This window comes from Pseudoalteromonas sp. NBT06-2, from assembly GCF_002276045.1.
In the GTDB taxonomy this organism is placed as follows: Bacteria; Pseudomonadota; Gammaproteobacteria; order Enterobacterales; family Alteromonadaceae; genus Pseudoalteromonas.
This window is the reverse complement of record NZ_NQMR01000115.1, coordinates 13,932-29,755: the sequence shown is the minus strand read 5'-3', so window position 1 is coordinate 29,755 and position 15,824 is coordinate 13,932. Positions and strand designations below refer to the sequence as shown.

At 33.4% G+C, this 15,824-nt stretch carries 10 protein-coding genes; 5 read left to right on the top strand and 5 right to left on the bottom strand.

Going from position 1 to position 15,824, the window contains the following annotated elements; genetic code table 11:
- Positions 1-121: 121 nt before the first annotated feature.
- Positions 122-877 (bottom strand): isocitrate lyase/PEP mutase family protein, encoded by a 756-nt coding sequence (locus CJF42_RS18865; protein WP_095368167.1) that lies wholly within the window; start codon positions 875-877, stop codon positions 122-124.
- A gap of 202 nt (positions 878-1,079) precedes the next feature.
- Here CJF42_RS18865 and CJF42_RS18860 point away from each other — a divergent pair, with 202 nt between their 5' ends.
- Entirely contained in the window at positions 1,080-1,982 is a 903-nt protein-coding gene (locus CJF42_RS18860) for a LysR substrate-binding domain-containing protein (protein WP_095368166.1), read from the top strand.
- On the opposite strand, the gene CJF42_RS18855 is transcribed toward CJF42_RS18860, so the two are convergent.
- The 4 genes from CJF42_RS18855 to CJF42_RS18840 all read right to left on the bottom strand — a co-directional run bounded on the left by CJF42_RS18855 (position 1,960) and on the right by CJF42_RS18840 (position 7,058).
- On the bottom strand, positions 1,960-2,322 hold the full coding sequence (locus CJF42_RS18855) for an ATP-binding protein (RefSeq protein ID WP_286203510.1): 363 nt from the start codon (positions 2,320-2,322) through the stop codon (positions 1,960-1,962). The genes CJF42_RS18860 and CJF42_RS18855 overlap by 23 nt on opposite strands.
- A 68-nt stretch (positions 2,323-2,390) precedes the next feature.
- Entirely contained in the window at positions 2,391-2,582 is a 192-nt protein-coding gene (locus CJF42_RS18850) for a hypothetical protein (RefSeq protein WP_095368164.1), read from the bottom strand.
- A gap of 324 nt (positions 2,583-2,906) precedes the next feature.
- Positions 2,907-5,792 carry a TolB-like translocation protein gene (locus CJF42_RS18845; protein ID WP_095368163.1) on the bottom strand — a complete coding sequence of 962 codons (2,886 nt, stop codon included), beginning with the start codon at positions 5,790-5,792 and terminating at the stop codon, positions 2,907-2,909.
- Between the two features lie 177 nt (positions 5,793-5,969).
- Positions 5,970-7,058 carry a branched-chain amino acid aminotransferase gene (locus CJF42_RS18840; protein ID WP_095368162.1) on the bottom strand — a complete coding sequence of 363 codons (1,089 nt, stop codon included), beginning with the start codon at positions 7,056-7,058 and terminating at the stop codon, positions 5,970-5,972.
- 428 nt (positions 7,059-7,486) lie between these two features.
- On the opposite strand from CJF42_RS18840, the gene pigA reads away from it, so the two are divergent.
- From pigA to pigD, 4 genes are read left to right on the top strand one after another with little or no spacing between them, the layout of a single operon-like run.
- Positions 7,487-8,641, top strand: a complete 1,155-nt coding sequence (pigA, locus tag CJF42_RS18835; RefSeq protein WP_095368161.1) for a prodigiosin MBC biosynthesis dehydrogenase PigA — start codon at positions 7,487-7,489, stop codon at positions 8,639-8,641.
- A gap of 2 nt (positions 8,642-8,643) precedes the next feature.
- Entirely contained in the window at positions 8,644-10,641 is a 1,998-nt protein-coding gene (gene pigB / locus CJF42_RS18830; RefSeq protein WP_170940662.1) for a prodigiosin MAP biosynthesis oxidoreductase PigB, read from the top strand.
- 27 nt (positions 10,642-10,668) lie between these two features.
- On the top strand, positions 10,669-13,323 hold the full coding sequence (gene pigC / locus CJF42_RS18825; protein ID WP_095368159.1) for a prodigiosin ligase PigC: 2,655 nt from the start codon (positions 10,669-10,671) through the stop codon (positions 13,321-13,323).
- Positions 13,324-13,346: 23 nt separating this feature from the next.
- The gene (pigD, locus tag CJF42_RS18820) at positions 13,347-15,818 is read left to right on the top strand and encodes a prodigiosin MAP biosynthesis protein PigD (protein WP_095368158.1); all 2,472 of its coding nucleotides are present in this window, start codon (positions 13,347-13,349) and stop codon (positions 15,816-15,818) included.
- Positions 15,819-15,824 lie beyond the last annotated feature (6 nt).

Sequence of the window (15,824 nt, the reverse complement as noted above, 5' to 3'; positions counted from 1 at the left end):
ACGGGTTATTGAGGTGTTACAGATCACTGAGTTAATTTATTGTTTATATTGATTTTTTATAGAATACGAATGGGATGTTATTCGCGCTATTTAATTCAATCGTAAAGTTTTATTAAAATAATCAAAAAATAGGCGTAAAAGATTGAGATTTTAATATAGATGTTAATCTATCTGTAAAAGTATCAGCTAAATTATCAAATAAGAAATTTCCCATACTAATACGTTTTACATTTAATATATTCAACTCATTAAAATCAGGTAAATCTGGCATACACATCACATTGATAGGAAGTTTTGTGCTATTAACGACTTCTTTTATATCATTTATATTTTTAATACAAGGCACAAAAATACCATTCACACCTGCTTTTTCAAATAATGTAATACGCTTTTTAGTTTCAGATAAAGCGTTTTCATGGCCTAAAAGAAAGGTATCGGTTCTTGCGTTTATAAAGATCTCAACTTTTAACTTTGTTAACTCGCTGCTAATATTTTTGAGATATAGGCTAAAACTTTCGGCGTTTAATAGTTCACGAGTAGTGGTGACAATTGAGTCCTCAATGTTGATCCCTACAACACCTAAATCGGCAAGTCTTTTTATATAACCAGCGGTAACAAATGGATCTCGACTATATCCAGATTCTATATCTACCGTCAAAGGTAAAGTAGTCGAAGCAAGAATACGTTTTACAATATATACCAGTTCATCGAAATCCATTTGTTCACCATCTTCATAACCCAACATATTGGCTATAGCAGCACTTGAAGTACCAATAGCTTGGAAATTTTGTTTTTGAGCTAGTTTAGCGCCGTTAGCATCCCAAACATTGCAAATTAATAGCGGTATTTGTTGATAGTGCAGTTGTTTAAAATTCATTTATAAGCCTATTGTTCTAAGTAATATTTATTGTTTCAACGAGATATTATTGAGATGTGCGTTGTATGAATACGATAATTTTGCAGTTAGTTCACTTATAAAGCCAATGGTAAATTCTTAACACTATTATAAGCTCTACTTATATTATTAATCTAAATAAGGTTATAATTAGATGTCAAATCACTTATTTACGTATTGAACTATGGATAAACGATTAAACAATTTAAATAATTTAAGGTGTTTTGAAAGCGCTGCTCGTAATCAAAGTTATAGTAAAGCCTCGATAGAATTATGTTTATCGCAAGCAGCAGTTAGTCAAAAAATGCGTCAGCTAGAAGAATCACTCACTACCAAGTTATTTGTACGACAAGGTCGTAAAATGGTTTTAACTGAAAGTGGTATTAAATTATTAGAAGTAACACAACAGGCTTTTGATACATTAATAAATGGGCTCAATGATATACAAAGTGAGGAGGTTACTGGAAGCTTAACTATCACCTCTACGCCAGCCTTTACGTCAATGTGGTTAATGCCAAAACTTCATGAATTTTCAATGCAGTATCCAGAAGTTAAAATTAGAGTTGCTTCATCAAATCGCTTTGAAGATTTAAAACATAATCACATTGATTTAGCGATTAGATTTGGTACAAGTGTTGATAAAAATACCAGTTCTGACTTCATATGTGAATACTTTGGTCAAGATGAAGTGTATCCAGTATGTTCTAAAAAGCTAGCTGATAAAATCAATTTTGATAAGCCACAAGATATCCTAAAAACTTGGTTGGTACGTTTAGAAAAACAAGGCCCTTATAATTGGCAGACTTGGTTCGAAAGTGCCGGGGTACTTGAACATGAAAACCATACGCAATGGACAGAAGTAGTGAGTACTGATATTGGTTTAAGTGCAGTTGCAAGTGGTCACGGTTTTACATTAGCTGCCAAGTCTTTATATCGTGAAGGTCTAGAGTCGGGTAATTTGGTCATACCTATAAAAATTAAACATCCTATTTCAGTGAAACGTTACTTAGTGTTTGATGAAAAATCACCAAAAAGGGCACGATTAGATGTATTTATGAATTGGCTTAAAAGAGAGATGAATGTTTGATTAAGTAGGTAAAATCAGAACTAATACAAAAGCCATTTGGGGATAAATTATTAAAAAGTAACTGACCTTGATGTGCTTCAATAATATCTTTACATAATGCTAATCCTAAACCAGTGCCTGAATGTTTAGTTGAATAAAAAGGGAGTAGGGCATGTTGAATCACTTCATCTGACATACCAGCACCATCATCAATAATATCTATTTTCAAATGATGTTGTGATGCGGTATTAGAGCTAACTTCATAGATATTAACTCGAGTTAGATTATCAGGGTCAGCTTCGTCAGCATTTTTTAACAGATTTACTAAAACCTGTTCAAATTGGCTTTGGTCTAAATTTATGACGTTATTTGCTAATTTATTATTAAGTTTTATTGGGTATAACTCTGATAATTGATCAAAAATATCATTTAAATTAACATTTTTTTAACTGGTTTGTGCAGTTTTGTAAAGCGAGCATAACCATTTACAAATTCACTCAAATGGTTAATACGCCCTGTAATAGAGTTAAAAACACGATCTAATTTGGGTTCACCTAATCTTTTTGAAATTAACCTGCCACTGTGGCACATGGTACTGATAGGTGCGATAGAGTTATTCATTCATGACTTAATACTTTTATAACTTTTTTCCACGTATTACTTTCTTGTTTGGCAAGTTGTTCTGTCATAGGCTTTAATAAATACAAAGTTCTCATCTTGTGTCTCTGTGCTTTTTATCATGGCTTTTCAACATATTAATAAATTATACATGTAATAGTGCAGGCTTAATGCCAACGTTAAAATTTATCGTAAGCAATTGTTTTAGAGTGATAAAATCTTTTATGGATAATTGATGAGTGTCCGGTCGGACACTTTGATTGTCCGTTAATGTCCGCACTGTAACACCACGGACACTAATTTTTTATCTAAAGTAGATGATTCTGCTTACCATTTATACCATAAACCTAACCACGCTTTTAAATCAGATTTACTATTTTCAGGATTTACTTGCGCAACGCCTATATTGATAGATAAATTTGAAATACCGGTAAAACCAAAGTCATTTGTAAATACGCCTTTGATACCATAAACATCAATACTATCCTGCTCCTTCATAGTGTGTCTGCTATAAAATAATCTCCCAGCTTTAAAAGGTGAGAATATTTCATATTTCATATAGTCATTGGTTGAGCCCGTGTGAAAAGCCATTTCAGGTGCAAAAACAGTATTTTGATGTGCTTTTGGCTGTATGAGTGTAGAGCCATATCCACCAATATCTATTATGTTTGTTGTTTCATCACTACGTTTAATGGCTTGAACTTCAGCACCTAAACCATAATGTTTTATATGACCAGATAATGAGAGCATTGCATTATATCCATCATAATCAATATTATTTTTTTCACCCGTTATATAAGTTAATTTAGATTTTTGGCTTACGCCCCATACTTGTTTATCAAAATACCAAGACTGATCAAAACCAAAAGACTGATAATGGTGATCAGCACCTACTTCATTAGTTTCAGTATCTGCTAAACGTATTTGTGCAATTGTATTGATAGACAAAGTATCTCTTCTAAATGGGTAAGATGCTTCAAGTAATAAACCTGTCTCTGAAATATCTGTAGGTACATTCGTAAGAGCATGCTTTTGTTCATCAACCTTTAAATCATATTGATAAGCGTGGGCAAACAGCTTTATTGGCCAACCTTGCCAACGTACGTTTGCACTGGCGCCTGATAAAATATTTTTATTTAAATCAGAGCTCACATTCACTTGCCAATCAAAACGACTTAACACATCGCCACTTTTGTAACCTAATTCAAATAAGTTTGTAGAAGCTGAATAAAAACTTTCTCCTATACTAACAGTACCTTCTTGTGGACCTATACCATAATCACGTTGTTCACCAATAGTGGGATCTACAGTCATTTTTGCTGGGCTGAGTTTTAGTGGACTGTTATCTATCGCCATGATGTCGATATTGTCTGTAACTGTGATTTCGGTAATTTGAATATATTGCTCAGGATCGAGTGCTAAATGGTAAACATCAGGACCTTTTGAATTAATAGATAAATGTAGTAACGAATCGTTACTTTGTGCGATAGGCCATGAAACAGGATGTTCTCCAGAACTGATTGCAGACAACATTTTTGTATCAAGGTCATATTGATACATTTTAACTTCACCTTGCGTACCGGCCACGTAATAAAGTGAAGATCCGTCTTTTGACCATTCAGGATATGATAAAAATTGATAATCAGTTGGTAAAGGTACAGTGATCTCTGAATTATGTGTTGTATTTAAATCTTTAACTTTTAATAACCACTTACTATTTAAATTGGTTGTTAGGTAGGCCAGTTGACTCGCATTAGGGTTTAATCTTGGAAAGTCGTAAATATTAGATGTAGATGCTTCATTTAAATCAGCTAATTTATTTCCCTCTAGATCAAATTTAACCAGCTGTGATTTTCCAAAACGAGACTGCTCTGCAATAATCATATTATTATTAACATCAAACCGTCGTAAATTAGCTGAGTTTGTTAATTGTTTAGTTTTACCCGTACTTATATTCCAACTAAATAAGTCTTGATGTAGTTGTGAGTCACGACCTTTTGACGAGGCGCCATAAATGATTGTTTCATCATTTAACCAGCGTGGATTTCTAATTGATTGGTCGTTTGTTTGATTTAAGCTAAACTTGATTTCCCTTTTGAAAACTTTAGGTGCTTTGCCAACAATATCTTTTGGGTCATCTTCGAGAATTTTATCCGTTTTTTTATTAAACTTTTCTGCCGCTTCTGTATTTTCTTCTGTGCTGTATATATTTAATATAACTTCTTTGTATTCTTCTTTTCTTGGTGTTTCGATAATAGCAAGAAGTTTACCATCAGGACTTAAAGCCGGTTCACTTACTTGACCGTTTAAATCTAACCAAAGATCAGAATTTGCATTTGAATACTGCGCTTCCTTTTTCATTGCTTTAAAGGTATATTCTGCAACAAATCGTTTGTATAAATGTGCTGGACTATCTTGGAATACACCCTCAAATGATTCATTAAAGCTTCTTTGTTTAACTGCTTTCCAACGGGACCAAACGGCATCTAATGTATCTTCACCGAAGTTCTCTTCTAGCCACTTTAAATATCTTACACCCACTAAATATGCCATAGAGCCAGACATAAATCGTTTATCTTGTTTACTTAATTGGTTATATGTAGGTAATTCACCTTCACGGGCGAACTGCTGAATGATTGCTTCAACACCATCATGATATAAGCGACCACGACCAGTAAGCTTTGATTCTTGTAATGTCGCATACCCTTCAGTTACCCAACGATCTGCTTTGATGATTGAAGCATCATATAGGTCCCATATTTGTGCTAATTGATTGCGCCATTCACTTCTATTCTTTTGTGCCAAATGAACTAAGTGTACATACTCATGTAATACTAACAGTTGCTGCCAACTACTAGAATTTGAGATAACACTATCTGATTGTGGTGGTGTGGCAAATAAAGCCATATAGGGTTTACTGCTCAATGGAACAGCAAAACCATTTGAAGCATTTAGAGGGTCAATAATATAGGCATCTACTTTTTCATCTAATACTCTGTTTTGTTGCTTTTTAATTAATGTACGTACATTTTCCATTTCTCTGGCGCTAGAAAGTGCCCAATCTTTATATTCAGGTGTGAAATGTATGCGAAAGTTTTCAGTTTCAAATGTTTGCCATGCAGATGTCTTATCAATCGTTATGGCTTGGCTATTTAGAGAGAGTATAGCTAGGGAACCTAAAGAGAGTGCTTTTACTATTTTATTGGATTTCATAAAACTGTCCGAAGTTATCATTTTTTATTTGGCTGCATTGTAAGGGGGTACAATTTTTATAGCTAAAATATATGATAAACGGTTAGTGAAAATGATGTAAGGTTTTTGATCGAGGGCGTTGTTAAAGGAAAGAGGTATAAGTCAGTTACCTATACCACATCTATTTAGTCGCGTTGACTATATTTTACGTTCAACTAATTTAACCCAGCCATCAGGCCCTTGTTGGCGACCCATTTGAATATCAGTTAACAGTGTATACATGGCTAAAGTATATTTACCAACATTGCCATTACCGACAGTGATCACATCATTGTTTTCGAAAATATACGAACCAACAGGTGAAACAACGGCTGCAGTACCAAAACCACCAGCTTCAATAATGTCACCTGATTTTACATCTGTAATGAAATCTTTTATTTTGATAGTTTCCTGTTTTACTTCAAAACCAAGTTGTTTACTTAAGCTTAAAATAGACTGAGAAGTAATCGATTTCAAAATAGTATCAGTAAATTCAGGAATAATCACAGTACCGTCTTTACGTACGTGGTAATGATTCATTGCACCTGCTTCTTCTATAAATTCATTGGTCGAATCTAAATATAATACTTGAGATGCACCATAAGTTTGTGCTGTTTCAGAAGCTTTTAGCGATGCACAGTAGTTACCTGATGCTTTAGCAGAGCCGGTACCACCAGAAACGGCACGGTGATATTGTTCACTCACTAATAGGCGTATCGCTTTATTATTGCCATCTTTATAATAAGCACCACTTGGGCTTAATAAAACACAAAAAGTATATTTTTTAGAACTTCTAACAGAAATATGATCTTCAGTAGCAAATACAAAAGGACGTACATATAAACAAGCGTCTTCTTGCTCCGGGAACCAAAGGCGATCAACATCAATTAGCGCATGAATTGCATCAATTTGCATTTGTTCATCAATTGATGGCATACAAACAACAGAACCAGAGTGATTCATACGCGCAGCATTCATGTTTAATCTAAAAGTATGTATTTCACCATCAGTATGTTTGTAAGCTTTCGCGCCTTCGAAGATAGATTGTCCATAATGTAATGCCATCGCACCAGGTGGCATAGTTAAAGGACCATAAGGTACGACTCTTGGCTCAACCCATTGACCATCTTTATAGTCCATTAAAAACATATGATCTGTTCTTAGTTTACCAAAACCAATATCTTCAGTAGGTTTGAACTGTTCTGTACGACGGTTTTCGGTACTTTTTAATTGGAAATCAATCATCATTATTTACTACTTATTATCTGCACGGTTCTAAAAAATATTGCAAGCATGATGAATAGATTGTTAGTCAAATGCAAATAAAACCCTATATTTTTTAAAATCATGATAAACAAGATGTAAAAGTTATTAATTTAAGATAATTAATGCTGATAATCTAAATATTAAAGAATATTTAGTCTTATTGAGGTTGTTGTTTTTTACATTTTGATAAGTGTAAAAAAAACTTAATATAAATTAAGTTCCGATATTAGGTACGTTATGATAATATTCTTGTGGAAACATTATGGTAACACTATGGAGGCGATATGGTAACACTATTGTAACGTTATGGTAATGCTATGATAGCGTTACCCCTAATTCAGGCACTAAGGTTGTTATGTATTTATTTTAATAAAAGTAACATTTTTTAATTATTTTTAGGTGAATTTTTTATGAATTTTGAATTATCGGATAGTCAACAACAATTTTTTGACTTAACAGTAAAATTCTCAAGAGAAGTTTTAGAAAAAAACGCGACTAAGCGGATATCAACTCATGAATTTGATCGAAACCTATGGCAAAAGGCAGTCGATTTTGGCATTGCTGGTTTACCTGTCCCTGAATCTTTGGGTGGTATGGGGTTATCTGCATTAGATTGCATGCTTGCAATTGAAGCATTAGGTAAAGGCACTAACGATTTAGGTTTAGTATTTTCTTTATCTGCTCATGTTTTTGCTAGTGTAGTACCTATTTGGCGTTTTGGTTCAAAAGAAATACATCAAAAATATTTAGAACCTTTAATTAATGGTCAATATATTGCCGCTAATGCGGTGACTGAGCCAAATGCAGGCTCAGATATATACAACATGAAAACGACGGCTGAGGAAGTCGACAATGGTTACATACTTCATGGACAAAAATGCTTTGTAACTAATGCACCTATTGCTGATTTATTTATCGTATATGCAAAAACGGACACAAACCTAGGCTTTTTCGGTGTAAGTGCATTCATTATTCATAAAAATGCAGCTGGTTTAACTATCGGTAACAATAGAGTAAAGGATAGTTTATGTACCAGTACTTGGTCTGAAGTATATTTAGATAAGGTATTTGTTTCTGAAAAAGATAGATTAGGACAAGTTGGTGCTGGTGGTGCTATTTTTCATGATTCTATGGTTTGGGAAAAAGGGTGCTTATTTGCTGCATATGTGGGGGCGATGGAACGTGTTTACGAACAATGTCTAGAACACGTTAAGCAGCGTATTCAGTTTGCTTCACCAATAGGTGAATATCAATCGGTTTCTAACCGTATCATAGATATGAAGTTACGTTTAGAGAGTGCGCGCTTAATGTTATATCGTTCAGGTTGGTTATATGACCAAGGTCAAGATAGTGAATCTGAAATAGCCTTAAGTAAAATTATGATTTCAGAAGCTGCAATTCAAACTGGCCTAGATGCCATTCAAATATTTGGTGCATCAGCAATTGAAAATGAGATGGGAGTATCTCGTTTATTGTTAGATGCCATACCTTCTCCAATTTTTTCTGGTTCAAATGATATTCAACGAGAAATCATTTCACGTAAACTTGGTTTAAGGAAAGCATGAAAATGAAAGTACAATATTTTTTTGGAATTTTGTATGTCTTAGCAGGAATAGCAAAAGCCTTTCCTGAGTTAGAAAATGTACCTGTGATTTTACATAATGCAGCCACTGTAAACATGGGAACAAATGTCGAAGGTTTGAGTCTTTTACTTGCGCAATATGGACAAACAGTAAACATCTTTATCGGATTTTTACTTGCAATTTCAGGCATGTTTTTATTAATTAATCATAGATTAGTAAAGTGGGTGATTTATGGTCAAATGATCATGATGTGCTTTTTTGTAGCCATTTTATTTCGTTCTCAACCACAAGTTATTGTATTAGATTCGGTGTTTTTTATTGCGGCTATTTATATGCTGCGTTATCACAATCGGTTTCGGATTGTTCAATCTCCTTCATTTCAAAGTGAAAATTTCGAAAATCATATAACTCAACCGCCTTGTGAACCTACTAAATTTGATGATTATTATGATGTCGTTATTGTCGGTGCAGGTGCATCGGGTTTAACCGCTGCATATGAATTACAAGATAAAAAAGTACTCTGTCTTGAAAAATCGATATTTTTTGGTGGAAATGCACGTTATGAAACAAGTCATGAAATAAAATATCCAACTGCAGGGGTATGTTTTCAATTACCATATAAAGGTACTGACATTGCAAATTTATTAGATAAATTAGGTTTAACTGATAAATGGAAAGTATCAGATCAAGATACTGTCGTCTTTTTTGATACTAAATTATTAATGTCATGTATTGGTGAAGTATTGACTGCGAACTTAAAACAGCCTTTACAATTATTAAATCCAGCAGTTTGGAAATTAACATTTACATTAACAGTCAATTGGATCACTGGAAAACGATATGTTGTTGCCCCTAAAAAGTTAGGTGATCCAATATTTTCTGATTTATATGCTTTTTTAGACCAATTTGGTAAAAATACAAATAAGTTCCCTTCAATTCCTTGGCATTCAAAATGTGGTTGGTCACGACAAGAAATGGAGTTATTAGATAGTATTTCTCTTTATGATTTATTATTTCAACCTCACAAAATAGAGCATATTCCAAATAAATTAAAACCAACAAAAAAGTTTGGGCGCTTAGTACAAAGTGCAATTGAAACAACCTTACGAGTAGAATGTTTAGAAGTTAAAGATGTATCTGCTTATGTGGGTTTACATTTTTTAATCGGATACTTAAGGGGATCACTTGTAACTTTACCTGGTGGTAATGGTTATATCACCAATAAAATAGTGTCTGAACTTCAGAGCAACCCGCAAGTAACACTCGCTAGTGAATGTGAAATACACAATATTGAATCGTCAGCTGAAATTGCTGACATCAAATTTTTACAAAATGGACGTCAATTTGCCATTCAAACTGCAAATGTAATTTGGGCTGCACCTAAGCACAGTATTGGCAACATTATTACTGATTTACCTCAAAAACAATGTGAGGCAATTAAACAAATTGCACATCATGATTATTGTGTTGCAAATGTCATGTTATCTAAATCTGTTTTATTGCAGAACTTTGGCGGGTATGTGATTGAACCGAATAATATTAATAGTGAATATGAATGGTGTAAAACGGGTGTTTGCATTGTGCCACAATGGATGGATGCTTATAAAGAGCATGGCAAAGGTCTTCTCACTTTATTAAAACCAATCGCACCAAAAAGTGCACAAAACAAAATTGGAACAGAGCAGTTTACAGCGATACAAAATAAAACTTTTGAAGAAATAAGTGAATTATTAATGACGATTGATATTGATAAAAATCATATTGAGAATATTAAATTATGGTTTTGGAATAAGAGTCTAGTCGTTGCTACAAAAGAGCAACTTAAAAATAATATTTTTGTCAATGCATCAAAAAATCACAAACTTATTTCATTTGCCAATCAAGACAGTATCGGTATAGGCAATATTGAAAGTGCTATTACTGCAGGCAAAGTTGTTGCTGATCAAATCCGTGTACAGCTTGATAGAAAAAAAGCTTCATAAAATAAAGTCTAAAAAGTGGTTTTAATAATGACAAATAAAAATTTAGTTATAGAAGTAACAGGTTGTAATGATAACGACATTAATGAATTAGGTGGTAAAGCGTATTCATTAAATCAAATGTTAAAAGCGGGTTCACCAGTACCACGTGCTTTTTGTATTACTGTCCCAGCATATGACTTATTTGTTGATCAAATAGATATGATAAATGTTCAGGATAAAAATTATACTGAAATCAAGCGAAAAATAGACAGTTCGGACATCCCAGATGCAATAAAAGTATGCATTGAAGAAGCTTATCAATCTTTGGGTAATAACAAATCAGTGGCAATTAGATCATCAGCAATTGGAGAGGATTCAAAAAGCCAATCGTTTGCTGGTCAATATCAAACATATTTACATATCTCTGGTTTAGATAATGTGCTTGATAAAGTAAAAGCATGTTGGAGCTCATTATGGGATGAAGGCGCTAAGGCATATAGCCAGTCAACTGATGTTAATAAATATGAAAAAAAAGGCATCGCAGTTATTATTCAAGAAATGATTGATGCAGATTGTGCAGGTGTACTTTTTACACAAGATCCGGTCAATGACCAAAACAATACAATGATAATTGATGCTTGTTGGGGGTTAGGTGAAGGTGTTGTATCTGGCCAAGTTTTGACTGATACCTTCGAAGTCGATAAAAGAGATTTATCTATCCGTAATACTGTAGTTCGAAGAAAAAACAAACAGAGCGGACTTGATAGTGAAAATGAAATAAAGTTACTTGATATAGCAGAAGCTAAAAAAGAGCAAGCCTGTATGTCAAACGGGCAATTAATGGCTTTATCACTAAAAGCCAAAGAGTTAGTTAAACATTACGGCACTGAATTAGATATTGAGTGGGCATTTAAAGATAATAGGTTATGGCTATTACAAGCACGGCCTATTACTTCAGCAGCACAACCAAAACTAATTTATGCCAATCCTTGGGATAAAGATAAAAAAAACAAAAATAATGCGATGTTCTCACGTATGGATACGGGAGAAATTGTAACGGGATTAATGACCCCATTGGGTCTATCATTTTGTGAATTTTATCAAAAACAGATCCATGGACCAGCAATTAAAACAATGGGTTTATTAGATGAAGGAAAATCTGAAAATTACATGGGATATATACAAGGACACGTATATCTGAATATATCGGCTTCAGCAAGTCTATTACGCCAATGTCCACCTACTCGTGATGAAATGAAGTTTACTAAACGCTATGCCACAAGTGAATTAGATTTCACAGGTTATAAAAACCCCTATGGTTCAGGTGTTACAGGATTTAGTTATTTTAAAAGTGCGATGTACTGGCTAAAAGGTCAGGTTATAAATACCTTTAGTGCTGAAAAATTAGTTAAGAAAATGATTACATTACGTGAACATGAAACAAAGAGATTTTCACAGTTAAACTTAAGTGCTATGTCTTTGGCTGAATTAAACAATGAACTTGAGCGAATTGATGGCTATTTTTTAGATTCATGTGCTGTTTATATGCCATTTTTTTTACAATCTTTTGCATTATATGATGCACTAACTGAAGCATGTGAAAAATATTTAAGTGATAAAGGAGCGGGTTTACAAAATAGAATAAAAGCTTCTATGAATAACTTACGTACCATTGAAGTCACCAGAGGCATAGTTAATTTAGTTGTTAAAGTAAAGCAGCAGCCGATATTACTTGATTTGTTTAATAAACATGATGCTAGCGCTTTGTTAGCAATATTGCCAGTGGATGATGATAGTAAACAGTTTTGGCATTTAGATTTTAAAAATTTTTTATCAGACTTTGGCTCAAGAGGAAGACAAGAATTTGAATTAAGTATTCCCCGTTGGAGCGACGATCCAACCTATTTATTACAAGTCATGAAAATGTATTTGGAAAATGATATTGACTTGGAACAAAGACTTACAACTATTGGTAACCTTCGTGAGCATGATACTGAAAGTTTATTAAAAAATTTACCATTTTTTGCAAAATTTAAAATACGTTTTTTAACAAAAATATATGGGGTGATGGCTGAACGTAGAGAAGCCACTAGACCTACTTTTATAGCTGAAACTTGGTTTTATAGAAGAATTATTGTTGAAGTTTTAAAAAGATTATCGAAAAAAAATATCGTCACAGTAGATCAATTACCATTTATCAATTTTAACGCATTTAGAGATTATGTTGCAGGGAGAGTATCTGCAGAACAAGCTTTCACTACAGAGTTATTGGAAAAAAATAGACATCAACATTTACTTAATCTTCACGCTCAAGAACCGCCGATGGCAATTATTGGTGGTTATGAACCTAAAATGCGAGTTGAAGAAGTGCATGCCAACAAAAGCTTATTAAATGGACTTGCTGCAAGTCCAGGTCAAGTAATTGCAAAAGCACGTGTTATTACAAATTTGCAACAACAAGCTTCTGAATTTAAAAAAGGAGAAATCTTAGTAACAAAATATACTGATGCTTCTTGGACCCCATTGTTTATTTTAGCTGCTGGTGTTGTTACTGATATCGGTTCTGCTTTATCACATAGCTCTATTGTCGCAAGAGAGTTCGGTATTCCTGCAATTGTAAATCTCAAATATGCAACAACACAGATTGAAACGGGTGACTTGCTGATTATCGATGGTGATAAAGGTACAGTGCAAATCAAATAGTGAAATGATAAAAGGAGTTCATTATGAAAATAACAGTTGGAATTGTTGTTGTTACTAAAAATCAAGATTTTTTTGAGGTAGGTCTGAGCGTACTGAGTGATATAAAAGACTATGTATTTAATCAGGTAAATGTAAATGCAGATTTTGTAATAAAAGGAAAAAAAGTAGTTTCAGATCAGTTGTATCTAGAAACAAAATTGAAAGCAATAAATTACTTAAAAAATAAAAATAAAACGATTGATATTTCTGTTTTTCAAGCTGAAAGTTTAAGTGAGGCTTCAAATAAAATTATAACATCTCAAACTTTGGATCTAGATGGGCAATATCATGTTGGTATGGTTTATTATGATCAAGCTTCTATGGATCATCAAGACAACTCTATTGAGAAAATAGATGATGATTTATTAACTTTTTATAGAACATTAAAAAATGCTGAAATTGCGGCTTTTTATTCGTCTTTTTCGGCAGCTGTTTTTCTTAAAGGAAACCAGAGAAACATTCGCTATTTACCACAACAATTCATTGAGCAGGTACGTTCTGAAGACTTAAGTACTTTTCAAACACAATTACTGTGTTTATGGATGGACTTTTTTGAAATGAATTATTTAAATCGTCGCATCAAGCCAGTAGGTGAAGTATTTCATCACAATACATTAGGTGAACAGCTCATTCGTTTTTTTAATCATGTTTCTCCAAATAAATGGAGTATGAGTTATTACACAGGTTCTGTTATTTCTAATTTAATTGGATATATAGATCGTGAAGCATCAAAAAATGGCGGGTTAGTCTTAAGGGGTCCAAGTGAGCATTCTTTGGCTTGTGGTGCAATGGCAAATTGGCAGTTATATAAAACGCCATTTTTGCTTGTTGTCACCAGTGGTATGGTTGATGAATTCAAAGGTACTTTAGCAAATTTAAAAGAAGCCGCAGCAAAAGGTTTTATTATTGTTGCTGAAAATAGGCCAAGTCATTGGTACTCTTTTCAAGGCACGATTACAGCAAGTGAAGATACCCGTGCGGTATTAGATGCTAAACGCATTAATTATGTTTATATGGAAGAGGCAGATAACTTAGCGAATGACTTGTCAACTGCATTCGAGTTATATCATAAAGATGAAGGTCCTGTTGTATTACTTGTGACACCGAGCGTTTTAGATACCTCTAAACCTGCTAAAGAACTCACTGAACAGATCGTTTACGACAAGGTTAAAAGTCTAAATAAATACAATCGTTGTGAAATTGAACTTGGCAAACAATTACAAAATGCGCTTGACTTAATCAATAATGGTCCTGAAAAAGTGGTATGGCAACTAGGCCCTTTAGATGATGATGAATCAGAGTTAGTGCAAAGTATTTCTCGTGAAGCTGGCATTGCATTAGTAGATTCACTTCCTTATCCAGGTTCGGTATCTAAATATGTTAATGGTATCCGCAATGTTAATTATTTAGGTACTTTATCTATTTATGGTTTTAGCCCACGTGTTTACAACTACCTTTATACGAATGATAAATTAAACTCAGTAAAAGAGCAGTGTATTTTCTTCATAAAAAGCAGGGTATCACAAATATGTTCACCGTTTACCGAGGGACGTTTAAATAATAAATTAAATATAGTACAAATAACCCACAACCCCATTCATATGGCACCTTTTAGTGATATAGGTTTGCAAATGGATAGCAAAGTATTTTTAAAATTTATTAAAGCAAACCTCAATGTATCATCTGATTTAAAAAAGCGTCGTATGAGCTTAATTAATGGTTACTACGATAGTCAGTCTGATGTAGTTAGTAAATTAGCAAGTACACCAATGTCACCTAATTACTTTTTCTCAGAATTTAATCAGGTAGTAGAAAAATTAATCATTAATCAGAATTATGATTATACCGGGATTTATGACGTTGGTCGCTGTGGTATTTCAGCTATACGTAATGTCGCGACAACAAGACGTGGTTTTTCAGGATGGTATGGTCGAGCATTGATGGGTGATGCATTACTTTCATCTATATTCCTAGCGCACACCTGTCCAACAAATATTATCGCATTTATTGGTGATGGTGCTAAAGGTATGGTGCCTGATATTTATCCATCCTTCATTGAAAATCTTTTAACGCATCCAGAAAATTTGAATAAAAATATCACAATCATGTTTTTTTGTAACGGTGGTTTATCCGTAATAAATACTTATCAAGAGCGTATTTTAATGAATAGAACCTCCAAACAAATGCGGTTAATTAATTTACATCAAAGTGAGTGGCAAGACAGCGTTAATAATTTTGATGTTGTGTCTAAAACGATAACTAAATTTGATGAAAAAGAAATGGAATTGGCATTAACGGCTCCAAGAAGACTAAATTTATTCTCTGTTATTGTTAATCATAATAATGAAGGTGATGGCATTACTTTAGCAACAGCAAAAGGCTGGCAACGTGATCCTGTTTTAACAGAAGAAATCAAACAACAGTTCCCATGGAATGTTACTGAAACCAACGAATAAAATATA